The 20,909-nt window shown below is 71.8% G+C and carries 23 protein-coding genes; 4 read left to right on the top strand and 19 right to left on the bottom strand.

Annotation, left to right across the window (positions count from 1 at the left end; genetic code table 11):
* Positions 1-123: 123 nt before the first annotated feature.
* Positions 124-1,104 (bottom strand): GlxA family transcriptional regulator, encoded by a 981-nt coding sequence (locus tag OIE67_RS13990; RefSeq protein WP_219912325.1) that lies wholly within the window; start codon positions 1,102-1,104, stop codon positions 124-126.
* A gap of 72 nt (positions 1,105-1,176) precedes the next feature.
* On the opposite strand from OIE67_RS13990, the gene OIE67_RS13985 reads away from it, so the two are divergent.
* Positions 1,177-1,941, top strand: a complete 765-nt coding sequence (locus tag OIE67_RS13985; protein WP_326640249.1) for an NAD(P)H-dependent oxidoreductase — start codon at positions 1,177-1,179, stop codon at positions 1,939-1,941.
* 58 nt (positions 1,942-1,999) lie between these two features.
* Here the strand turns inward: OIE67_RS13985 and OIE67_RS13980 are convergent, their stop codons facing one another.
* On the bottom strand, positions 2,000-2,392 hold the full coding sequence (locus OIE67_RS13980; protein ID WP_326640247.1) for a hypothetical protein: 393 nt from the start codon (positions 2,390-2,392) through the stop codon (positions 2,000-2,002).
* Between the two features lie 195 nt (positions 2,393-2,587).
* Positions 2,588-2,887: a hypothetical protein gene (locus tag OIE67_RS13975; RefSeq protein ID WP_326640245.1), complete on the bottom strand. Its 300-nt coding sequence runs from the start codon at positions 2,885-2,887 to the stop codon at positions 2,588-2,590.
* An 83-nt stretch (positions 2,888-2,970) separates the two neighbouring features.
* On the opposite strand from OIE67_RS13975, the gene OIE67_RS13970 reads away from it, so the two are divergent.
* Complete coding sequence (locus OIE67_RS13970) at positions 2,971-3,279, top strand: hypothetical protein (protein WP_326640243.1); 309 nt, start codon at positions 2,971-2,973, stop codon at positions 3,277-3,279.
* Positions 3,280-3,311: 32 nt separating this feature from the next.
* Here the strand turns inward: OIE67_RS13970 and OIE67_RS13965 are convergent, their stop codons facing one another.
* Both OIE67_RS13965 and OIE67_RS13960 read right to left on the bottom strand, forming a co-directional pair.
* Entirely contained in the window at positions 3,312-4,286 is a 975-nt protein-coding gene (locus OIE67_RS13965) for an aldo/keto reductase (protein WP_326640241.1), read from the bottom strand.
* A complete protein-coding gene (locus tag OIE67_RS13960) occupies positions 4,283-4,699 on the bottom strand; it encodes a MerR family transcriptional regulator (protein WP_106249887.1) in 417 nt (138 codons plus the stop codon). Before OIE67_RS13960 ends, OIE67_RS13965 begins: the two co-directional genes overlap by 4 nt.
* A 180-nt stretch (positions 4,700-4,879) precedes the next feature.
* Between OIE67_RS13960 and OIE67_RS13955 the strand changes: the two genes are divergently transcribed.
* The gene (locus OIE67_RS13955; protein ID WP_326640238.1) at positions 4,880-5,155 is read left to right on the top strand and encodes a transposase; all 276 of its coding nucleotides are present in this window, start codon (positions 4,880-4,882) and stop codon (positions 5,153-5,155) included.
* Positions 5,156-5,173: 18 nt separating this feature from the next.
* On the opposite strand, the gene OIE67_RS13950 is transcribed toward OIE67_RS13955, so the two are convergent.
* From OIE67_RS13950 to OIE67_RS13915, 8 genes are all read right to left on the bottom strand, one after another.
* Positions 5,174-6,064, bottom strand: coding sequence for an alpha/beta fold hydrolase (locus tag OIE67_RS13950; protein WP_219912326.1), 891 nt, complete (start codon positions 6,062-6,064; stop codon positions 5,174-5,176).
* Positions 6,061-6,381: a Nif11 family protein gene (locus tag OIE67_RS13945; protein WP_326640235.1), complete on the bottom strand. Its 321-nt coding sequence runs from the start codon at positions 6,379-6,381 to the stop codon at positions 6,061-6,063. The genes OIE67_RS13950 and OIE67_RS13945 overlap by 4 nt, the downstream gene beginning before the upstream one ends.
* Positions 6,378-6,680 (bottom strand): hypothetical protein, encoded by a 303-nt coding sequence (locus tag OIE67_RS13940; RefSeq protein ID WP_326640233.1) that lies wholly within the window; start codon positions 6,678-6,680, stop codon positions 6,378-6,380. Before OIE67_RS13940 ends, OIE67_RS13945 begins: the two co-directional genes overlap by 4 nt.
* A gap of 9 nt (positions 6,681-6,689) precedes the next feature.
* Positions 6,690-7,682, bottom strand: a complete 993-nt coding sequence (locus tag OIE67_RS13935; protein ID WP_326640231.1) for an alpha/beta fold hydrolase — start codon at positions 7,680-7,682, stop codon at positions 6,690-6,692.
* A 20-nt stretch (positions 7,683-7,702) separates the two neighbouring features.
* Complete coding sequence (locus OIE67_RS13930; protein ID WP_106249892.1) at positions 7,703-8,815, bottom strand: NAD(P)-dependent alcohol dehydrogenase; 1,113 nt, start codon at positions 8,813-8,815, stop codon at positions 7,703-7,705.
* A gap of 40 nt (positions 8,816-8,855) precedes the next feature.
* Positions 8,856-9,539 (bottom strand): hypothetical protein, encoded by a 684-nt coding sequence (locus OIE67_RS13925; protein WP_326640228.1) that lies wholly within the window; start codon positions 9,537-9,539, stop codon positions 8,856-8,858.
* Between the two features lie 90 nt (positions 9,540-9,629).
* Positions 9,630-10,919, bottom strand: a complete 1,290-nt coding sequence (locus OIE67_RS13920) for a ferritin-like domain-containing protein (protein ID WP_106249896.1) — start codon at positions 10,917-10,919, stop codon at positions 9,630-9,632.
* Positions 10,920-10,933: 14 nt separating this feature from the next.
* Complete coding sequence (locus OIE67_RS13915; RefSeq protein WP_326640225.1) at positions 10,934-11,932, bottom strand: alcohol dehydrogenase catalytic domain-containing protein; 999 nt, start codon at positions 11,930-11,932, stop codon at positions 10,934-10,936.
* 176 nt (positions 11,933-12,108) lie between these two features.
* Here OIE67_RS13915 and OIE67_RS13910 point away from each other — a divergent pair, with 176 nt between their 5' ends.
* Positions 12,109-13,494, top strand: coding sequence for an NDP-sugar synthase (locus tag OIE67_RS13910; protein ID WP_326640222.1), 1,386 nt, complete (start codon positions 12,109-12,111; stop codon positions 13,492-13,494).
* Here OIE67_RS13910 and OIE67_RS13905 read toward each other — a convergent pair.
* From OIE67_RS13905 to OIE67_RS13880, 6 genes are all read right to left on the bottom strand, one after another.
* Complete coding sequence (locus OIE67_RS13905; protein WP_326640220.1) at positions 13,392-14,375, bottom strand: hypothetical protein; 984 nt, start codon at positions 14,373-14,375, stop codon at positions 13,392-13,394. The two genes, OIE67_RS13910 and OIE67_RS13905, sit on opposite strands and share 103 nt — an antisense overlap.
* A 149-nt stretch (positions 14,376-14,524) precedes the next feature.
* Positions 14,525-17,629 (bottom strand): type I polyketide synthase, encoded by a 3,105-nt coding sequence (locus OIE67_RS13900; RefSeq protein WP_326640218.1) that lies wholly within the window; start codon positions 17,627-17,629, stop codon positions 14,525-14,527.
* Positions 17,630-17,797: 168 nt separating this feature from the next.
* Positions 17,798-18,595 carry a helix-turn-helix transcriptional regulator gene (locus OIE67_RS13895; protein WP_326640216.1) on the bottom strand — a complete coding sequence of 266 codons (798 nt, stop codon included), beginning with the start codon at positions 18,593-18,595 and terminating at the stop codon, positions 17,798-17,800.
* Positions 18,596-18,938: 343 nt separating this feature from the next.
* A complete protein-coding gene (locus OIE67_RS13890; protein ID WP_326640214.1) occupies positions 18,939-20,168 on the bottom strand; it encodes a PP2C family protein-serine/threonine phosphatase in 1,230 nt (409 codons plus the stop codon).
* Positions 20,143-20,592 carry an ATP-binding protein gene (locus OIE67_RS13885; protein WP_326645351.1) on the bottom strand — a complete coding sequence of 150 codons (450 nt, stop codon included), beginning with the start codon at positions 20,590-20,592 and terminating at the stop codon, positions 20,143-20,145. The genes OIE67_RS13890 and OIE67_RS13885 overlap by 26 nt, the downstream gene beginning before the upstream one ends.
* Positions 20,592-20,897, bottom strand: a complete 306-nt coding sequence (locus OIE67_RS13880) for an anti-sigma factor antagonist (RefSeq protein WP_106249939.1) — start codon at positions 20,895-20,897, stop codon at positions 20,592-20,594. Before OIE67_RS13880 ends, OIE67_RS13885 begins: the two co-directional genes overlap by 1 nt.
* Positions 20,898-20,909: the final 12 nt, after the last annotated feature.

The raw sequence follows: 20,909 nt of genomic DNA, 5'->3' as shown, positions 1-20,909 counted from the left end.
GAGCCGTAAGGTACAGCCTGCACCACCGCCCCGGCGCCCGTCCGGCCGCGGGACGAATTCACCGTTAGGAGATCTTCCCGCGGTTGCGGGGCCTCCCAGCTCGAACTCCGCCGGTTCACCGGGTCAGGGGCCGCGGAACGTGGCGCGGTAGGCGCTGGGTGAGACCCCCAGTTCGTCTTTCAGATGCAGGCGCATCGAGCCGGCGGTGCCGAAGCCCGCGGTGACGGCGATCTCGTCGATGGGCAGGTCGGTGCGCTCCAGCAGGGTGCGGGCCCGCTCGATGCGCTGCTGGGTGAGCCACCGCCCCGGCGAGGTGCCGATCTCGTCTCGGAAGCGCCGGGTGAACGTCCGCGTGCTGGTCGATTCCTGGGCCGCCAGTTCCTGGAGCGTGACGGGCCGGTGCAGGTTCTCCAGTGCCCATCGGCGGGCCCTGCCGGTCGAGGAGGTCCTCGGGTCCGGCATCGGGCGCTTCACGTATTGCGCCTGCCCGCCCTCGCGGTGCGGCGGGACGACGGAGCCGCGCGCCACCTCGTTGGCGACCGCCGCGCCGTGGTCGGTGCGGATCATGTGCAGGCACAGGTCGATGCCCGAGGCCCCGCCGGCGGAGGTGAGGACGCCGTCGTCGTCGGTGTAGAGGACGTCCGGGTCGAAGGCGACGTCCGGGAATCGCTCGCGGAACCGGGCGGACGAGCGCCAGTGCGCGGTCGCCCGCCGCCCGGCGAGCAGGCCGGCCGCGGCCAGCACGAACGATCCCGAGCAGATCGAGGCGATCCGCGTGCCGGGCCGGATCCGCGCCAGCGCGGCGGCGAGCGAGGGGTCGAGCGGCTCGTTCCGGGGCTCGAAGTCGTCCGCCGAAGCCGGGACGACGACGGTTTCGGCCTCGGCCAGCGCCTCGGGGCCGTGCGCGACGGCGAGGGTGAAGTCGGCGTCGGTGCGGACGTCCCCGGGCTCGGGCGCGCAGGTCACGACCTCGTAGAGGGCGGCGCCGGCGGCCGAGCGCGCCTGACCGAAGATCCGGTGCACGATGCTGAGCTCGAAGGACAGAACCCGGTCACGGGCCAGGACCGCCACTCGGTGGCGCGCGTCACCGCTGAAAGCAGCCATGGCCCGATCTTCGCACATGTTGTCCATCAGGCCAGTCGTCGGGGCGGTGCCGCCCGGAGCAGCCTTGACGTCATGAACGTGCTCTGGATTCTCGCCCACCCCGAACCGCGCTCGCTCAACGGCTTTCTGGCCACGGAGGGGCGGCGCACGCTCCGTGGCGAAGGTCACCGGGTCGAGGTGTCGGACCTGTACGCGATGGGCTGGAACCCCGTCGTCGACGCCGCCGGCTACGCCCACCCCCCGGCGGAGCGGTTCCAGGTCGCCGCCGCCGCGAAGCAGGCGTACGAGAGCGGCGCGCTGGGCGCCGACATCCGGGCCGAGCAGGAGAAGATCGACCGGGCGGACACCATCGTCGTCCAGTTCCCGATGTGGTGGTTCGGCATGCCCGCCATCCTCAAGGGCTGGTTCGACCGGGTCTGGCACCAGGGTTACGCGTACGGGTCACGCGGCCCGAACGGCGAGTGGATCGGCTACGGGGACGGGTTCCTCGCGGGCAAGCGTGCGCTGGCGGTGGTGACCATGGGCGGCCCGGCGTGGTTCTACGGCGAGCGGGGCATCCACGGAGCCGTCGGCGAACTGCTCTTCCCGTTGCAGCACGGCACCCTGTTCTACGCGGGCGCGGAGGTGCTGCCCCCGGTGCTGATCACGGGTGCCGACAGGTTCACACCCGAGGAGGGCGAGGCGGCGGCCAAGGAGCTGCGTGAGCGCCTGCTCGCGATTCCGGCGACCCGGCCGATCGCGTACCGGAGGCAGAACGGCGGGGACTACGACGACGACTTCGTGCTGCGACCGGACGTGGCACCGGGCCTGACCGGGCTGGGAGCGCATGTGGCCTGACGCCCGGCAGGGGTGTGCGGGCGCCCGTCCCCTGGGCGGGCGCCCGCGGTCCCAGGGGTCAGCAGTTGGTCTTCTTCTTGGTCAGGACGACCTTGTCCGGCATGGAGTAGCCGACCTTCTTCTTGCCGCTGGTCTTCGCGTTGACCCCGACGCACTTCCAGAAGAAGTCGTGGTTCTGCTTGACGAACTTCAGCTCGATCCACCGCTTCTGGTTGCAGTGGTTGTTGAAGTACACGGTGGTGGAGACGTTGCCGTCGCCCCAGGAGACGTTGATCTTGTTTCCCTTGGGCGAGGTGCACGAGGCCGACTTGCGGTGCACGCTGAGCGTCCCCGCCTCGGCCGTCGCGGCGGGCGAGGACGGGGCGGCGGCGTTCGCCGGGGCGGACACGGTCAGCATCGCGAGGGCGGCGCCGGCTCCGGCCAGCGCGGGAACGAGCTTCGAGTACCTCATGATCCTCTTCCTGTCTCGGTGACGTGGCGATCCGGGCCCCGGACCGGCTTCGCCTGCCGCTCCCGTCGGGCGGCGACCTCGGCGCCGGGGCTCGTTCACCACGCTGACCGCCGGCTCCGCGAGACGGCAAGGGATCTTTGTCCGGAGTACGTCCAGCGAAGTCTGGACGAACTCCGGACATTGGATCAGCGCACGTCAGCGGGTTCCGGCTCCGGCGAAGGGCATGTGGGTGCCCGGCACGTACGCGGGGAAGGGCTGGTAGACGTTCACGCCCGGGTCGCCGCGCAGCAGCGGGGCGGAGACGAACGGCTGCTCCCGCTGGTGATCCTGGTCGAGGTCGGGATGTAGCGGATGGTCAGGCCGCAGCGGCGCCTGGGCGAGGTGTCGGCGTCGGAGGCGTGCAGGATGTTGCTGCACCTCCACGTCACCCGGCGCCGGCACCAGGCCCACGGTCTTCGACTCGTCCACCGTCACCGCGCTCTCCGAGCCGAGCACGTTGTCGACGTCGTCGCGCTCTGGACGGCGGTGGTCCCGGTGCTGGAGCGGGCGGACGGCACGGCCGTGGACCGGCGGCCGGCATGAAGTACCTCAAGTGGTGGGTGGGCGCCTCCGCGCAGGAGAGGTGGGCCATGGCCAGGGGCGACGTCTCGGCCGGCCCGAAGCTCGCCATCGCCGACCAGGCCATCGCCGAGGTCGGCAAGGCGGCGGGCAACGGCGAGCACCGGCTGGTCAACCGCTACTTCGAGGCCGCGCCGCCCCCGGTGCTGACGGCCGCGCTCGACGGCTTCAGCGCCTTCGTCGTCGACCCGGCCGGCTACCGGGAGGTCCTGGCCGGCATCCAGTCCGCGGCCGACGAGTACTGGAGCACCCACAAACCGATCGGCTGACCTGGGGCGGGTGCGCTTCTGAGCCCGGCGGCCTAGCGGTCGGCGCCCGCGGGGACCGGGGTGAAGTCGCGGTGGCCCACGACGTCGGAGGCGGCGGAGGCTAGGTGGTCCAGGTCGCCGGAGGTCAGCTCGACGCCGAGGGCCGCCACGTTCTCGTCGAGCCGTTCGCGCCGGCGGGTGCCGGGGATCGGCACCACCCCCTGGGCCAGCAGCCAGGCCAGGGCGAGCTGCGCCACGGTGACGCCCTTGGCGGCGGCGAGGGTCTCGATCCGTCCCACCAGGGCGCGGTTCGCGGCGAACGCGGCGGGCTGGAAGCGGGGCAGCCCTCTGCGGGCGTCGTCGGGGGCCAGCTCGTCCAGGCTGCGCAGGCGGTCGGTGAGCACGCCGCGCCCGAGCGGGGAGAAGGCGACGAAGCCGATGCCGAGCTCGTCCATGACCGCCTTCTCGCCGTTGTGCAGCACGTCCGGCGAGAACAGGGAGAACTCCGACTGCACGGCGGCGAGCGGATGCACGGCGTGCGCCCGCCTGATGGTCGCCGCCGAGGCCTCCGACAGCCCGATGTGGCGCACCTTGCCGGCCTTGACCAGCTCGGACATCGCCCCGACCGACTCCTCGATCGGCACGTCCGGGTCCACCCGGTGCAGGTAGTACAGGTCGATGACGTCGGTGCCGAGGTGGCGCAGCGACCGGTCGGCGGCGCGCCGGATGTAGGCGGGGGTGCCGTTGCGGCCGTGCACGGTGCCGTCGTCGTCGGTCTCCGCGGACGCCTTCGTGGCCAGCACGATCTCGTCGCGGCGGTCGCCGAGGGCGCGGGCGATCAGCTTCTCGTTCTCGAACGGCCCGTACGCCTCCGCCGTGTCGATGAAGGTGACGCCGGAGTCGACGGCGTGCCGCAGCGTCGCCACGGACTCCCGCTCGTCGGCGCCGCCGTAGAAGGCGCTCATGCCCATCGCGCCGAAGCCGAGCGCGGACACGGTCAGCCCGTCGCCGAGTGGGATGGTTCTCATGGTTGCTCCTGTTCGGTGACCGCCCGGTAGGCGGCGATCTTGGCGTCGATGGCGGCGAGGTGCTGTTTGGTACGTTCCAGTTGTTCGATCACGCGCTCCCGGTGCCGGGAGAAGAACGCCAGCCGTTCGGCCTCGGTCCCCTCACGCCGGCTCAGGTCGGCGATCACGCGCAGGTCGGCGATCGACATCCCCGTCTCGCGCAGCATGACCAGGCCGGCGATCCAGGCCAGGTCGCCGGCGCGGTAGCGGCGCCGGCCGCCGGGGTCGCGCGGGGCGGGGTCGAGCAGCAGGCCCTCGCGCTCGTAGTAGCGCAGCGCCTCGATGCCGACGCCGGTGACGCGCGCGACCTCGCCGATCGACAGGCCCTCCGGCGGGATCTCGACGTCGAGCTGGGGTAGCAGCAACTCGCTCATGCCCACCATCGTGCGACCTGTAGCGCGCTACAGGTCAAATCCGCCACGCACACGCGAGGGCGTGCCCTGGGCTTTCCTGCCCCGCACACGCGAAGGCGGTGCGCGCGCCGGGATTTCGCACACGAGCTCTCCACGCAGATCATCCGCGACAAGCAAGCGGTGTACGTGGAGAACCTTGCCGTGAAGGGTCTGGCAGGCACGAAACCGGCCAAGAGCGTGCACGACGCGGGCTGGACCCAGTTCGTGAACATGCTGGGGTACAAGGCGAAACGGTACGGCCGGAGCTTCGCCGAGATCGACCGGGTCTTCCCGTCGTCGAAGCTGTGCTCGACGTGCGGGACGCGAGCCGAGTCCATGCCGTTGAACGTCCTTCACGCCGGGGAGGACGTCAACGCAGGTGCCTCCCGCACCTCGGTGGTGGCCACCCGCCCGGCCGCCAGTCCGTCCGGCCGGTGAGCGGGTGCCGGAGCGCCGTCACATCGGATGACGCTTCAGGAACGTGTGCGCCGCCTCCCCCACGGCCAGCGGGTTCATGCTCTGCAGCCCGTGCGTGGCGTTGGGGATGCCGCACCGCTCGGCCTGCGGGAGCCAGTCCATGAGGAAGCGCTGCGTCGCGCGGAAGCCGGGCATGACGGACTCGCTGTCCAGGCCCATCACGGCGAGCACGGGCATGGCGGGCTTCCGCTCGGCCAGGCTGTCAGCCTCGGACGGCTTGAACCCCCACTGGGAGATCGCGGGGAAGTCCACGGTGAACGTCGTGTCGACGCACTCCTCGACCCGGTTCCACACGTCGAGCGGGCCGGTCATCTCGACGGCGGGCAGGAAGCTGGGCCCGCACACCGCCTCCATGTAGAGCTGCGCCGCGCCGAGCTTGTCGCCCGTCTCGTACACCTTCATGGCGTTCATGAAGGCGTCGATGTTCGCGGTGATCGCGTCGGGCTCCTCGCGCGGCAGGTACGGCTCCAGCAGGATCGCGCTGTGCGCCCGCTCGGGGTGGGACAGCAGGAACTGGAAGGCGATCACCCCGCCGAAGGAGAAGGCCATGATGTGGGCCTTGTCGATGCCGAGGTGGTCGAGCAGTTCGCGGACGTGCTCGGCACCGCCCTCGATGCTGAGCGCGTCGCCGTCCAGGGTGCTGCCGTTGTAGCCGGCCCGGTAGTAGCTGATGAGCTGGTAGTCGTTCAGCAGCGGCGGGTAGAACCGCATCGGCGTGATGAGGCTGTCGGCGATGCTGGTGCCGTGGATGCACAGCACGGGCTCGCCCTCGCCGAGCACCGTGTACCTGAGCTCGCCGCCGGTGACCTTGGCCCGGCGGTCGTGCTCGACGTTCCATTCGCGCCCGATGTACAACGCGTCTCGCATCATGTCGTGGGCTCCAATCCGACCAGGAGGCCGGTCTCGTCGAGGCTGGGGACGAGGTCGAAGACGAGGAATTCGAGGTAGTGGCGGCCCCACAGCAGGTCCCAGAGCGGGAAGCGCTCGTTGAACTCCTCGCCGCGCTCGCGCGCCAGCCGCTCCTCCAGGTCCCAGATGAGGGTGTTGAACTCCTGGGCGGTGAACGGGTAGCCGGCTCCGGCCGCGGCCGCGACGACCTCGTCCTTGGGCTTGTCCTTGAGCCGTTCGCACAGTTCCGGCCGCTGCGCCAGGGCGCGCAGGAAGTCGATGACGTTCGTCTCGCTCACGACAGCTCCTCGCCGGTGTATCGGGCGGTCACGTGGTGGACCAGGTAGTCGAGATATCGGGTGCCCCACATGTGCCGCCACAGGGTGGCGTCCCCGTCGAACGGCTCCCTGTCCTTCTCGATGATCACGCCCGCCTCCAGCCGGCCCACGACCCGGTCCGCGTCGGCCTCGGTGAAGTCGAAGCCCTCGTTGCGGGCGTGGAACAACATCCGGGACAGGTCCATGGGCGAGTAGCGGGCCAGGAACTCGGGGCTCGACCCGGCCGTCTTGAGAAAGCGGACGAACTCCACCTCTGACACAGGGATCTCCTAGCTGTCCAGCGCGTGCCTGATCACGTCGTCGATGGCCTTCACGTCCTGCTCGGACAGGCCGAAGGTGGCCAGGTGGCCGAAGATGCTGTCGATCTCGCGGAAGGTGGCGCCGGGGATCGCCTCGGCGTACCGGCTGAGCTCACCGGGCGGGAAGAGGGCGTCGCCGGTGAAGGCGGCGATCGTGGTGGCCGGCCGCACCCGGGACAGGACGTCCGGCAGCGACTCGCCCGGCTCGCCCGGCCAGGCCGCGCGTGCCTTGCGGGCCTGGGCGAGCACGTCGTTCGGGTCCTGCGGGAGCCAGAAGTTCTCCCAGAAGCCGGCCACGAACGCGTCCACGCTGTCGAAGCCCAGGTTGCGCCAGACCTCGGCGCTGTCGTAGTAGAAGGTGCGCGGCGGGGCGGTGAGCGCGGAGCCGTGCCCGACGCGGGCCAGGCCGCCGCTCACGTCGGCCGCCTCCGCGTAGGCGCCGCCGGCGTAGTTCGGGTCGGAGGTGATGGGCTCCTCCACCACGGTCTTGAGCCAGAGCTTGGTCCAGGCGGGCGGGGTGGGGGCGCCGGCGATGGGGGCGATGGCGCGGACGCGGTCGCCGAAGCGCAGCGCCCACTCGTACACCTGGATCGCGCCGATGGACCAGCCGAGCACCAGCTTGACCTCGCTCACCCCGAACTCCTCGGCCAGCAGGCGCTGCTGGGCGATGACGTCGTCGGCGATGGAGACCTCGGGGAAGGGACCGGGGGTGTTGCTCGGCGCCGACGACGGCGGCAGGCCGAAGTGGCCGGGCAGCACGATGAAGCTGGTACGGGGGTCGAGCGCGCGGTTCTCGCCGATCCACCCGTTGAGCACCTCGGGGGGCGCGCCGAGGAAGGTCGGGAAGACGACCACGTTGTCCTTGGCCGCGTTGAGCTCACCGAAGGTCTGGTAGGCCAGTTTGGCGCCGGGAAGGGTGGCGCCCGAGGTGAGCTGGAAGTCGCCGAGCTCGAAGGTGTTCATGTGGGGGGCTCCTGACGTCTTCACGTGTCGAATCGGAGGATGGTCTTGATGTTCCTGCCTGCCTTGAAGTCCTCGGCCGCCCGCTGGATGTCGGTGAAGGCGTACTCCTTGATCAGCGGCTGGACCGGGAGCCGGCCGCCGCGGATCAGGCGGGCCAGCAGCGGGATCAGGCGGTCGGGGTCGCTGTCGCCCTCGCAGACGCCGAGCACGCGGCGGCCGGGCAGCAGCCGGTGCACGTCCACGGAGACCTCCACCCCGTACGGGGGCGCGCCCACGACGGCGACGGCGCCGCGCGGCGCGAGCGCGTCGATGCCGGCCTTCAGCACGTCGGGGTTGCCGACGGCCTCGACGACGTAGTCGACGCCGGCTCCGCCGGTGGCCTCGCGCAGGGCGGCGGCCAGGTCCACGCCGGTCGAGTCGATCGTCATGGTGGCGCCGATCTTGGCGGCCAGCTCCAGCTGGGAGGCCCGGCGGCCGACGGCGATGATCTCGTTGACGGGGGTGAGCGCGGCGCCCATGACGGCGGCCAGGCCGACGGCGCCCACGCCGATCACGGCGATCGAGGTGCCGGGCTCGGGCCGCAGCGTGTTCCAGACCGCGCCGGTGCCCGTCTGGACGCTGCAGGCCAGCGGGGCGAGCAGCTCGAACGGCACGTCGTCGGCGATCTTGACCACGCTGCGTTCGTCGGCGATGGAGTGGCGGGCGAACGACGACTGGCCGAAGAAGCGCCCGCCGAGCGCGGCGCCGTTCCTGCTGATCGGGGAGGTGCCGTCCGCGCGCTTGCCGCCGATGAGGTTCTGCGGGATCCAGGTGGTGCAGTACGCCGGATGGCCGAGGCGGCAGGAGGCGCAGGCGCCGCAGGAGGTGAACGTGAGCACGACGTGATCGCCGGGGGCGACCTTCGTCACGCCCGGCCCCACCTCCTCCACCACGCCGGCGCCCTCGTGGCCGAGCACGCCCGGCAGGGGGAAGGGGATGTGGCCCGCGGCCATGGTGAGGTCGGTGTGGCAGATGCCGGCCGCCTCCATGCGGACCAGGACCTCTCCCCGGCGCGGGTCGTCCAGCTCGACGTCCTGAAGGGTGAAGGGCGCGCCTGGCGATTCGACGACGGCGGCCTGGGTGGTGGTGGTCACGGGGTCCTCCGATCGGCGAAGGCCAGGGGGTGGGCGGTGATCACGACGTGCCCCGTCCGGCGGAGGTGCCGGCGGGAGTGCCGACGGGGGTCAGGGTGTTGGAGCTCGTGACGCGGAACCACTCGCCGGGGCCCCACTCCGCGCCGTGCCCGATCGGCGGGGGCGCGCCCACGACGCGGGTGACGTAGTAGTCGAGCAGGCCGGGGGCGCGGCGGGTCCAGATCGAGCCGAGCTCGTCGTGGTGCCGCTGGCCGAAGTAGAGCCGGTCGGCGCCGCGGTCGCCGGAGCGGGCCAGGCCCAGCAGGTCGTACTCGAGCGGGCAGTCGTCCACGCCCGGCAGGTCGAGCGGCGGGCAGCCGCCGTACGAGACGTCCTGCCACTCGCCGGCGCGCCAGTTGCCGTCGCCGGACTTCGCCTCGTCGGCGGCGGCGACGAGGCCCGGGTCGAACAGCCGCAGGCAGACTTTGACCCGGGAGAAATCGGCGTCGCGCGCGCCGGGGGTGACCGGGCTGGGCCCGCGCAGCTCGAACATTCCCATGATGATGAGTTCGAAGAGCCGGCCGTCGCAGCCGGGGTCCTTGTAGGCGTTGAAGTGAATGGCCCAGAAAGGACTGTGCAGCCAGAAGTCGTCGATGCCGAATATTCCGGGGAACACTTCGGCGGGCTCCGGGCTGCGCCACCGGCCGGACAGTTCCTCGACCGTGAAGTCAGCGCTGATGTTCATCGGACCTCGCATATTCGATTCTTTTCCCGCAGCCCCGGCCGGCGTCAAAACAATGGCGCGTACAATGGCAAGTCGGCCGGGGACGGCGATTCATGTGGGAAGCAGTTCCGGCGGCACGTGCGCGCGTACCTCGGCGGCGAGTTCGGCCACCCGCGCGCCCGCGGCGGCGACCACCGGATCGCCGCCCGCGCGCCCGGCCTCGCGGCAGCGTTCCACGAGGATGAGCATGCGCTCGTGCAGCAGCGCCCACGCGGGCTCGCGCCAGGGCACGAAGTTGCTCATCGCGTAGTACATCTCGTACGCGAACCCGGCCGTGCGCCCCGGATGCTCGGGCCCGGCGGGCAGCGCGGTCATGGCGTGGGCCAGCGGCCGCAGGACGTCCGCCATCATGCCGATGGACAGGCGGATGAGCAGGCCGAGCTGCTCCTCGCTCTCGTCGGTGTGGGTGAAGAAGCGGGTGAGCGCGTGCAGGACCAGCTCGTAGGCCACCGCCGCGGGCTCGGCGAGCCGCCGGGCCGCGGGGTCGGTGATCAGCGGCTGGGGCGCGGCGATGTCGAACGGCTGCCGCAGGTAGCCGGCCAGCGCGGGCCTGGCGGGTTCGAAGCCGGGGTCGCGGGCGCGCAGGTCGGCGTACTGCTCCCAGATGGCCAGGAAGCGGCCGTAGTGGGCCTGCCGCCAGTCGCCGCGCGCGCCCTCGCCCTGCTCGATGATCAGGTCGATCGCGGCCTGCGCGGACTTCAGGTCCGTGACCGCGACGAGCTGCGGCCAGCGGAACCGTTCCGGCGTGGCCTGGGCGCGCGGGGGCCCGACGAACACCGCGCGCTCCCCCAGCCGGTCGCAGAGGGCGCGCAGCCCCTGCTCCAGGCCCCGGTACAGGTGCCCGATGGTCTGGTACTCCTGGCCGCGCGGCATGAGCTCGCCGGGGTCGAGGCCGGTGCGGGAGGGCGGGATCGGCTGGAACGACTCGGCGTCCTGCAGCTCCATGCCCTCGGGCCGCTCCAGGTACAGGAAGTGGCGCAGCGCCTGCTCGCCGAAGGGCAGCAGGTCGAGCTGGATGCCGGCGGGGAAGTAGCCGGAGCGCTGCGGGAAGTTCGGCCGGCCGAGCGTGGGCGCCGCCCCGATCGACGCCAGCAGGTTGGTGACCAGCGCCAGGTGCAGCATCTCCTCCACCGCGATGGAGCGCAGCACCCCGCCCCATTCGGTGACGGCCGCGGCCTGCTCGGGCGTGAGCCCCTCCTCCGTCCCGCTCTTCAGGCTGGCCTCGGCGAAGAGGTACTGGCACAGGATCATGTGCTCCAGCTGTGAGGCCTCATTGAGCAGCCACCACAGGTGTTCCCGGTTCGCGACCACGATGGGGGGCTCGGTCGGGGCCTGGGACATGCGCGGGTCCTCCTTCAGTCGTGCTGCAGTACGGCGCGGTAGCGCACCTGGCCGGCCTCCACGCGCTTCAGCACCTCGTTGATCTCGCCGAACGGGTAGCGCTCCACCCGCGGTGTGACCTTGCCCGCCGCCATCAGGTTGAGCACCTCGACCAGGTCGGCCCGGTTGTTGTGCGTGCTGCCCTTGATCGAGCACTGCTTGAACAGCAGCGTCGTCATGTCCTCGATGCGCAGCGGGCCGGTGACGCCCATGGTGACCAGCCGGCCGCCGTAACGCAGGCCGGACACCACGCGGGCGACGAGGTCGGCCGAGGTGGTGGTGGCCAGGATGACGTCGGCGCCGCCGGCGTCGGTCAGGGCCTGGCCGGGGTCGTCGGTCACCACGATGCCCTCGGACGCGCCCAGCTCCCTGGCGTACTCGGCCTTGTCGGGCGAGGTCGTGAGCACCACCGTCTCCAGGCCGTTCGCGGCGGCGAGCTGCACCGCCATGTGCCCGAGCCCGCCGACGCCGAGCACGCAGACGCGCTCGCCCGGCTTGGGGTCGGCGTTGCGCAGGCCGCTCATCGAGGTGAACCCGGCGCAGAAGGCCACGGCGGCGTCGGCGTAGTCGAGGCCGTCGGGCAGCAGCGTGCAGCCGGACTCCCAGGCCAGCATCAGGTCGCTGTAGCCGCCGCCGAGGTCCATCCAGGTCTGCGTGTGCGCGCAGGCCGTCGGATGCCAGCTCTGGCAGTGGACGCAACGCCCTTCGCCGCGCTGCATCCACGCGACGCCGACCCGGTCGCCCACCCTGAGCGTGGTGACGCCGGGGCCGAGCGCGACGACCTCGCCGACCGGTTCGTGTCCCGGCACGATCGGCAGCTGGACGGGCCAGTGGCCGCGGTGCACCAGGACGTCGCTGAAGCACATCCCGCACGCATGAATGCGTACGACGACCTGGGCAGGGCCCGGGGCCGGGTCGGGGAGGTCCTGGAACTCCCACGGTGCGTTGAGTCGGGTGATCACCGCTGCGCGCACGGTCTCCTCCTTCGCGCGGACAGATCAGGAGGCCACGATAAAGAGCGCGCCCGCGTCCCCGGCACCCCGACTTAACGCAGCCGGTGCGGTAATTCGGAGCCCGCCGGTCAGGGTGGTTCCGGGGGCGTGCGGACCTGACGAAATCCCGTCCGAAATGCTTCGGGGGCGGACCGAGAATGGTACGAATGGGGGTCACTGGTCGCGTCGGTCGTTTCTGCGGGGATTTCATGCTTGTCGGTATCGCGCTGGCCGGCGGCCGAGGCGTGCGCGCCCGGCCGCTCACTCTTGAGTCACCCGGGCACATTCGGAGCAAGGCGGCCGTGTCCTTTCTCGGCCGGCCGCTCATCGAATGGCTCGTGCGGGCGTTCCGGGCCCAGGGGATAACGAGCTTCCATATGGCCGCGAATGGCCGGGAGAATCGTTATCAAGTCAAGGAGGCGGTGGGTTACGGCGAGCGTTTCGGCGTGTCCGTACGCTATTCGCGCCCCCGCTCCGACCGGCTGAACACCGGTTCGGGCCAGGCCACCCTGGCCATCCTCGACGAGCACGACCTGCGCGGCCACGCCGTGGTGTTCCCCACCGACTCGCTGTTCGAGCTGGACCTGGCGGCGCTGGCGCGCGAGCACGTGGCCAGCGGCGCCGTCGTAACGGTCGGCACGGTGTACCGGACGGCGGAGCAGGTGGCGGGCACCTACGGCACGCTGGTCGCCGACGAGTCGGGCCGGATCGAGCGGTTCGTGGAGAAACCGGGGATCGAGACCGTGGCGTCGATGTTCGCCGACCTGTCCCGGGTGCCGATCAACGCCGGCCTGTACGTGATCGACTGCGCGCGGCTGCGCGGGCTGGGCGCGACGCCGGAGCTGGCCGCGCTGGCCCGGCACGGCCTCGACTGGGGCGGCGACCTGCTGCCGTGGCTGGTCGCGCACGGCCATCTCGTCCGCTGCGCGCCGATCGCGAAGGCGGGCGACCTGGGCAACCCGCGCGATTACCTGCTCACCATGGCCGAGGCGATGGCCGGGGGTCATCCCAGCCTCGAACTGCCCCGCGCGCCGGTCATCCACCCGTCCACGCTGGCACGGCGCGACGAGGTCAGCGGGCTGACGCTGGCGGAGAAGCTGGCCGGCGGGCTCGTGCACATCGGCCCGGGCGCGTGGATCGGCAGGGACGTGGAGATCGGGCCGGGGGTCGTGCTGCGCGACTCGTACGTCGGCGACGAGGCCGACCTGCACTCCTGGTGCCGCCTGGAGCGGGTGGCCTGCCTGGACGGCGCGATCATCGGCCCCGGCGCCCGGCTGAGCGACACCCACGTCGGGCTGATGGGGCAGGTGGAGTCGTCATTGCGGCGGCCCACGGTCATCGACGGCTTCAGCGCGCTCGGTCACGAGGCGCGGGTCATGGAGGGGGCCCGGTTGAGCGGGGTCATCGCCCTCCCGGGCGAGATCGTGGAGGCGGGGCTGCTTCAGCCGCCGGCCTCGCCGGCCTCGCCGGCCTCATCGGCCTCATCGACGTCCCCGACCTCGTCGACCTCGCCGACGTCGTCGGGCTCGTCCAGCCGGTCGTAGCGCAGGCGGGTCTCGATCGCGTAGGCGTGCGGCGCGTACGCGGTGCGCAGGCCCTGGAAGACCGTCCACGCCTCCTGCGGGTCGCGCTCGTCGGGCAGGCCCGCCTCCATCGCCACCCGCAGCGTGTCGGAGAAGTTGCGTTCCTCGCGCCCCTGGAGGCTGACCACGATGGGCGGCAGCCTGATGCACAGCCCGTCGGCCAGCCGGCGCACGCAGCGGGTGCCCGTGGCCAGCAGGGCGCGCGTGTGCGCGGGTGCCCAGTTCGGCGCGATCGCCTCGGTGAGCGCGGCCACGTCGAGCACGATGACGGCGGCCTTGAGCCAGTCGAGGTCGCCCGCAGGCCGGCGGAAGGTGAGCGCGGGATGGGCCCGGTGTGAGCTCTCCACCTCGGTCATCCAGCCCGTCCATTCGGCGAACAGGGAGTCGAGGTGGTCGCGCGAGCCGGTCCTGAGGTAGACGGCGAGCAGGTTGTCGGCGTCCCTGGGGTTGCAGACGCTGCCGCCGAGCCTGGCGACCAGCCGCTCGCGCCTGCCGTAGGCGTGCATGAAGCGGACGAGGTACGCGGTGATGGCGGCGAGCAGCAGCAGCCGGGAACTCCATTCGGCCTCGCGCAGCGGCGTGCCCGCCATCAGGGCGAAGCCGGCGTGCGAGACGCCGAGCCAGATCGCCGCCACGGCGAAGACGGCCAGCGGCCCGCACAGGTCGAGCAGCGGCTCCCGCGCGGCCGGCGGGAGGCGCCCGGAGATCGCGAGGAGGGGGGAGGCGACACCGCGCAGGGTGCCACGGACGAGCCGGGTGGGTTTGCCCCGGGGCGTGAACACGGTCAGCATCACGCTCAGCCAGACGGCCGCCACGAGCGCGACGCCGGCTGAAGCTGTCAAGACGGCTGTCACCATGTGATGTATCCTCCAGCCCCTGACAAACCCACCCAAGAATCAGTTAATACTGGTAGTCGGAATACCACTTAGCGCGATATTTCGATATGAGCAGTATTTTTGGCGATATACGGTTTTTCGGGCGGTTTTATCTATCAGGCGTTCGCCGAAGCGCGTAACCGGGTGGCGAGTTCGAGCAGGGTGTCCGGGCCCAGCAGGTCGCGCAGGGGCACGTCCACGCCCAGGTCGCGCCTCATCCGCTCCTTGAACCTGGTGGCGAGCACGGAGTCGAGGCCGAGCAGGGTGAGCGGCACGTCGACGCCGATCTCGTGGCCGGGCAGCGACAGGACCTGGGCCGCCAGATCGGCCACCCGACCGGCCACCTCGCTCTCCGACAGCGCGGCCAGATCCGGCTTCGCCCCGGCGCCGGCCGCGGCGGCGGGACTCGCCCCGGCGATGACGGCGGAGTCCTCCGCGCCCACGCCGGCGGGACCTCCCGAGACTGCGCCGGCGTCCGCGAGGGCGCTGATGCCGGCACCGGTCCCGATTCCGGCGGCGGTGGCGGTGGCGGTGCTGGTGCGTGCCGTGGTCTTGGGGCCGTCCGGCCAGAAGCGGCGGCGCTGCCACGGGTAGCCGGGCAGTGGCACGCCGGCGCCGGGCTGGACGCGGTCCCACCGCGGCCGGCAGCCCAGCTCGTACGCGCGGGCGAGCGCCGCGGTCAGGGCGGCGCAGTCGGGCTCGTCCCGGTGCAGCGACGTCACCACGTCGGCCCTGGCGCCCGTGGCCTCGATCTCCTCCTCCAGCGCGGAGCCCAGCACGGGATGCGGGCTCAGCTCGACGAACAGCGTGGGGCGGCCGTCGGCGAGCGCGGCGCGGGCGGCGTCGGCGAAGCGGACGGGCAGCCGCAGGTTCTCGAACCAGTAGGAGGCGTCGAGCTCCTCTCCCCCTACGACCCGGTCCCAGGCACTGGAGTGCACGGGGATGGCGCACGGGCCGGGGCGGAGGCCGGCCAGCTCGCCGAGCAGCCGCTCGCGTACGGGCTCCACCTGGGGAGCGTGCGAGGCGTAGTCCACCTCCACCCGGCGGCAGAACACACCCCGGGCCCGCAGCGGCTCGACGATCCGCTCCAGCGCGGCGGGGTCGCCGGACAGCACGGTGGAGTGCCTGCTGTTGACCACGCCCACACACGCCCGCCCGGCCTCCTCGCCGATGGCCGCGCGGACCTGCTCCTCGCCGAGACCGACCACCCACATGGCGCCGGGGACCTCCAGCCGGCTCAGCACCCGGCTCCTCCTGGCGACGACGGCCGCGCCGTCGGCCACGCTCAGCGCGCCCGCGGTCACCGCGGCCGCGATCTCGCCCATGCTGTGGCCGATGAGCAGGTCGGGCTCGATGCCCCACTCCCGCCACAGGGCGGCCAGGGCGACCTGCACAGCCCACAGGGCCGGCTGGATCCGGTCCACGCGGGTCAGCGGCTCGCCGTCGAGCAGCGCGTCCGCCGGCGACCAGCCCAGCTCGGCGTGCACGGCCTGCGAGCAGGCGCGCAGGTGGGCGGCGAAGCCGGGCTCGGTGGCCAGCAGCCGCCGCCCCATCCCCGCCCACTGGCCGCCCTGCCCGGGGAAGACGAAGACCACCTTGGGCGCTCCGGTGACGCGGCGCACGTCCCCGCCGTCGCGGACGAACCCGCGCAGGGCCGCCGCCAGCGACCGGGCGTCCTCCCCCGTCACGGCGAGCCGGTGATCGTGGTGCGACCGCCGCGCCCCCGCGCTGAAGCACACGTCGCCCACCTCGGGGGTGGAGCCGAGCAGGCCGGCGGGCACCGCCGGGTCGGCGCGGACGGCGGGCGCGACCGGGTCGAGCAGGTCGGCGTAGGCGGTGGCCAGGGCGCGGAGGGCGTGCGGGTCGCGGGCCGACAGCGGGAGCACGCGGCTGGGCCGGGGCCGGGCCGGTACGGGCGGGGCGGCCTGGGGCGCTTCCGAGAGCACGAGGTGGATGTTGGTGCCCGACATCCCGAACGAGCTGACCCCGGCCACGGCGGGCGCCGCCCGGTCCGGCCAGTCCTGCGTGCACAGGGCCAGTTCGACGGCCGTGCCGGGGTCGAGCAGGACCGCGTGCGGCTCCTCGACGTGCAGGGTCGCCGGCACTATCCGGTGCCGCACCGCCAGGGCCGTCTTGAGCAGCCCGGCCAGCCCGGCCGCGAACTCGGTGTGCCCGATGTTGGACTTGACCGAGCCCACCAGGCAGCGCCTGCCGTCCTCCCGGCCCTCGCCCATGATCGCGTCGAGCGCGGCCAGCTCGGTGCTGTCGCCGGTGTGCGTGCCTGGCCCGTGCGCCTCGACGTAGTCGACGTCGGCCGGCGCGACCCCCGCGTCGCGGTAGGCGGCGCGCAGCATCTGCTTGTGCCCTTCGAGGCCGGGCGCGACGAGGGACGGGCCCGTGCGGCCGTCGTGCGTGGCGGCGCCGCCCAGGATCACCGCGTACGGCCGGTCCCCGTCGGCCAGCGCGCGGGCCAGCGGCTTGAGGATCAGGGACACGACCCCTTCGCTGCGTACGTACCCGTCGCCGGACACGTCGCCGAACCGGCACTTGCCCGAGCCGGAGATCACTCCCGCGTCGCCGAGCGAGAAGTACAGGTCGGGGACGAGCTGCAGGTTGGAGCCGCCCACGATGGCCAGCTCCACCTCGCCCGACCACAGCGCCCGGCAGGCCACGTGCACCGCGAGCAGGGAGGTCGCGCACGCGGCGTCCAGGCCCATACTGGGCCCGCGCAGGTCGAGCAGGGTGGAGACGCGGCCGGGGAAGATCCCGGCGACGGCCGCGCCGAGCGCCGCGTGCATGTCGTACATGCCCGAGCGGCGCAGCAGGTCCCAGTAGCCCGAGGGCTGCAGACTGGCGTAGACCCCCGTGTCGCTGCCCGCCAGGCTCTCCGCCGGGATGCCGGCGTCGTCCAGGGCCTCCCAGATGACTTCGAGCAGGACGCGCTGCTGCGGGTCGAGCCGGAGCGCCTCGAACGGCGTGACGCCGAAGAAGCGCGCGTCGAACCCGGCGACGTCGTCGAGATAGCCGCCCGCGCCGCTGAGCACGTCGCGGCGCCTGCGGGCGGCGCCGTGCTCGACGTCGAACCGGTCCTGGGGGATCGTGCCGAGCACGTCCCTGCCCTCGCTGACGATCCGCCAGAGCTCACCGGGAGTTCGCGCGCCGGGTAACCGGCAGCCGGCGCCGACAATGGCGATGGGATCTCGCCCATGCTTGACGTTCATGCGCCCATTCCCATCCGCGCGCGAGACCATCGGAAATACCGGCGACGCACCCGCGCACCCCTGTTGATTGGGTGTTCACGACATCACCTAAGGTCGGAGCGAGCACTCTGGTTGTCAATTATGAAATAACGCAATGCCGAATCCTGGACCCGGTTATGCATATGCCGTTCACAACGGGCAGTGCACGACGAGCCCCACGAGCGGGTCGTCCGGGGTGATCATCAGGGCCATCCGCAGGGTCTGCTCGCCCAGGCGGGGATGGCGGAAGCGCCGGGTGAGGCTGCGGTGCTCCTGCACGTCGTGCTTGCGCCACAGACCGGCGAACAGGGGGCTGAGCCGGGCGAACTCGGCGATCTTCCTGGTGACCCGCTCGTCGTGCGGCCACTTGGCCAGCTCGGAGCGCCACCGCGCGATGATGTCGCGGGTGTCGCTCTCCCAGTCGGGCAGCCGCTCCTTGGCCAGCGGCGAGCAGAGCATCCAGTGCAGCATGTTCTGGTGGCCGGGCGGCAGGCGCGACCAGTCCTCGTACCATTCGGCGGCGGCCTCGTTCCAGGCGAGCAGGTCGCAGTAGATGTCGGTGGCGTAGACCGGATATTCGCTGTGCCCCATCAGCTCGACCACCAGGTCGATCACGCCGCCGGTCCAGCCCTGCCCCGCCAGCGGCTGCGGGTTGGTGACCTGGCCGTGGACCAGGGTGTGCAGGTAGCGGCGCTCGTCCTCGGTGAGGTCGAGCACCCGCGCCAGGCTGTCGAGCACCTGGACCGAGGGCTTGATGTCCCGGCCCTGTTCGAGGTAGGTGTACCAGGTCGGGCTGAGCCCGGCCAGCACGGCCACCTCCTCCCTGCGCAGTCCCTTCGTCCGGCGCGACGTGCCCGCCGGCAGCCCCACCTGCTCCGGCGTGACCCGGGCCCGGCGGCTCTTCAAGAACCGGGCGAGCTCCTGCCGGCTCCAGATGTCCCCTGACACGTAACCCCCGTACGACCCCCTAGGCATCACTGATCGGATCCGCCCCCAGAGTCTAGGAGCCGCACGGGCGATTTGTCACCGTCGCCGTTTTCTTATTCGGGCACGGTCTGACGGGATTCGGAAAGGCGAATTCGGCGTGCCTTAACCGATTATTGACATCACCTCCGCGTGACGACGGCATTTCGTCCGGCGGCGGCCGCGGACGCGGTGATTCGGACGCGGTTCCCGGCCGCTCAGTCAAGGCCTCATGACCGGACGTTCACCGGGCGTTCCGCGAATGTCCGGTCAGATCAGGCATCTCACCGCCGAATGTTTCATGGCGTGCGTCTCATGACCGGCCGGTTCACCGCGGTGTCCTGCGCAGTGCCAGCGTGGTGATGTCGTCGGACTGCTCGGCGGTCCCCACGAAGTGGCGTACGGCGCTGTCCACCGCCTCCAGCAGATCCCCCGCGTTCACGCCCGGCCTGGCCAGCACCTCCTGGAGCCGGGCGGTGCCGTACAGGCCGTGGTCGGCGTTCCTGGCCTCGACCACGCCGTCGGTGTAGGTGAAGAGCGCGTCGCCGGGCCCGAGCCGCACGTGCCCCAGCGTGTACGAGCTGTCCGGCAGGATCCCCACGGCCGGCCCCGTCGGCGGGAGCAGGGTCTGCCGCCCGTCGGCGCGGACCATGACAGGAGGGTTGTGCCCGCCGTTGATGTAGACCAGGTCGCCCGACCCGGGGTCGAGCACGCCGAAGAACATCGTGGCGAAGTAGCCCTGTTTCAGATGGTTGCGGGCCATGTACCGGTTGGTCCCGACCACGGCCTGCACCAGCGGCCCCGCCCCCAAAGACAGCAGCGGCAGCGGCGCCGGGTACGAGGCGCCGCCGACGACGGCGGTGAGGTCGTCGCCGGAGAGCTGGACCAGCCCCGTGTGCTCGGCGGTGTGCCGCAGCAGGGTCCTGATCAGCGCCATGAACAGCGCCGCGCCCACCCCCTTGTCGCACACGTCGGCCACCACGAACGCCAGCCTGCGCCCGTTGACCAGGGTGAACACGTCGTAGAAGTCGCCGGCCACCTGCCTGGCCGGGCGGAAGCTGGCCGCGATCTCCCAGCCGTCCAGCTCCGGCATCGACTCGGGCAGGAACCCGGCCTGGATCTCTCGGGCGATGCTCAGCTCGCGTTCGTACTCGCGCAGGCTGGCCAGTGCGGCCATCTCCTCCACGGTGCTGCTGAGCTGCCACCGCTCGAAGCAGGAGTTGACCCGGCTGCGCAGCAGGCTGGGCAGGAACGGCCGGGTGACGTAGTCGAAGCCGCCGCGCACGCACTCCTCCAGCGCCCCGATGTCGTCGTCGGGGAAGGCCACGACGGTGGGTGTGCGCCCGTCGACCACGAAGCGCTGGCACAGCAGGGCCACCCGCTGCAGCCCGAGCGCGGCCGAGACGAGCAGCAGGTCGGGGCTGGGCCGGTTCAGCATCAGGTCGTCGGGCACGGCGTGCTCGACCTCGAAGCCCTCCAGGCGCAGCGCCCCGTCGAGCTCCAGCACGGCCGTGGAGCCGGTGTTGCCCGGCTCAGCGACGACCAGGGCCGTCGGCATCGGAGCCTCCTCGCAGTCGCATGATCAACGTGTTGCGGTTACGGCCGTCGGCGAACTCGTAGTGGAACTCATCGACCTTGCCCATGGCCAGGAGCAGGCCGTAGCCGCCTTCGTCGCGCTGGTGCGGCGGCACGGACAGCCGCGGCTCCGGGTCGTAGCCGCCCGGGTCGAAGGGCGGCGCGTCGTCCTCGATGCGCACCCGTACCTCGTCCTGGTCGACCTCGCCCGCGATGTCCACCACGCCCGCCGCTCCCCGGTAGCCGTGCTGGACGATGTTCGTGGTGATCTCGTCGGTGGCCAGCCGCAGCCAGTAGGTCTGGCGGGGGTCGAGCCCCGCCTCCCCCGCCAGCACCTCCACGAAGTCGGCCACCACGCCCGCCATGGACGCGTGCTGGCCGTCAATCCTGAGCCGGCAGGCGAGCATCACCGCATCATGATGCTGCGGTCGAAGCCGGTGAGCCGGATGGTCTCGGCGACCTCCGGCTGCGTGCCCACCAGGGTGATCTCCGAGCCGCGCGGCAACTTCTGGTGCGCGAACACCAGGCAGCGCACGCCCGCGGACGACATGTACGTCAGCTCGTCGAGCAGCAGGACCAGCTTGGCCACCTGGCGGCCCACGGCCTGGCTGACCAGGTCGTTGAGCTCGGGCGCCGAGCGGCCGTCCAGTTCGCCGGCCAGCCGGATCGTGGCGGTGTCGCCTTCCACGTTCATGTTGATCTTGAAACTCATGACACTTCCTCT

It is taken from the genome of Nonomuraea fuscirosea (assembly GCF_035917475.1).
Lineage (GTDB): Bacteria > Actinomycetota > Actinomycetes > Streptosporangiales > Streptosporangiaceae > Nonomuraea > Nonomuraea fuscirosea.
Note: the sequence above shows the minus strand (reverse complement) of the source record. Positions and strands in the feature narration are given on the sequence as shown.

Excerpts from the sequence above, each read along its gene's own strand:
- OIE67_RS13935 (WP_326640231.1), bottom strand. The coding sequence starts at position 7,682 with ATGAACACCTTCGAGCTCGGCGACTTCCAGCTCACCTCGGGCGCCACC.
- OIE67_RS13990 (WP_219912325.1), bottom strand. The coding sequence starts at position 1,104 with ATGGCTGCTTTCAGCGGTGACGCGCGCCACCGAGTGGCGGTCCTGGCC.
- OIE67_RS13890 (WP_326640214.1), bottom strand. The coding sequence starts at position 20,168 with ATGCCGACGGCCCTGGTCGTCGCTGAGCCGGGCAACACCGGCTCCACG.
- OIE67_RS13910 (WP_326640222.1), top strand. The coding sequence starts at position 12,109 with ATGGTACGAATGGGGGTCACTGGTCGCGTCGGTCGTTTCTGCGGGGAT.
- OIE67_RS13900 (WP_326640218.1), bottom strand. The coding sequence starts at position 17,629 with ATGAACGTCAAGCATGGGCGAGATCCCATCGCCATTGTCGGCGCCGGC.
- OIE67_RS13920 (WP_106249896.1), bottom strand. The coding sequence starts at position 10,919 with ATGTCCCAGGCCCCGACCGAGCCCCCCATCGTGGTCGCGAACCGGGAA.
- OIE67_RS13965 (WP_326640241.1), bottom strand. The coding sequence starts at position 4,286 with ATGAGAACCATCCCACTCGGCGACGGGCTGACCGTGTCCGCGCTCGGC.
- OIE67_RS13960 (WP_106249887.1), bottom strand. The coding sequence starts at position 4,699 with ATGAGCGAGTTGCTGCTACCCCAGCTCGACGTCGAGATCCCGCCGGAG.
- OIE67_RS13950 (WP_219912326.1), bottom strand. The coding sequence starts at position 6,064 with ATGATGCGAGACGCGTTGTACATCGGGCGCGAATGGAACGTCGAGCAC.
- OIE67_RS13980 (WP_326640247.1), bottom strand. The coding sequence starts at position 2,392 with ATGAGGTACTCGAAGCTCGTTCCCGCGCTGGCCGGAGCCGGCGCCGCC.
- OIE67_RS13985 (WP_326640249.1), top strand. The coding sequence starts at position 1,177 with ATGAACGTGCTCTGGATTCTCGCCCACCCCGAACCGCGCTCGCTCAAC.
- OIE67_RS13970 (WP_326640243.1), top strand. The coding sequence starts at position 2,971 with ATGAAGTACCTCAAGTGGTGGGTGGGCGCCTCCGCGCAGGAGAGGTGG.
- OIE67_RS13880 (WP_106249939.1), bottom strand. The coding sequence starts at position 20,897 with ATGAGTTTCAAGATCAACATGAACGTGGAAGGCGACACCGCCACGATC.
- OIE67_RS13925 (WP_326640228.1), bottom strand. The coding sequence starts at position 9,539 with ATGAACATCAGCGCTGACTTCACGGTCGAGGAACTGTCCGGCCGGTGG.
- OIE67_RS13885 (WP_326645351.1), bottom strand. The coding sequence starts at position 20,592 with ATGCTCGCCTGCCGGCTCAGGATTGACGGCCAGCACGCGTCCATGGCG.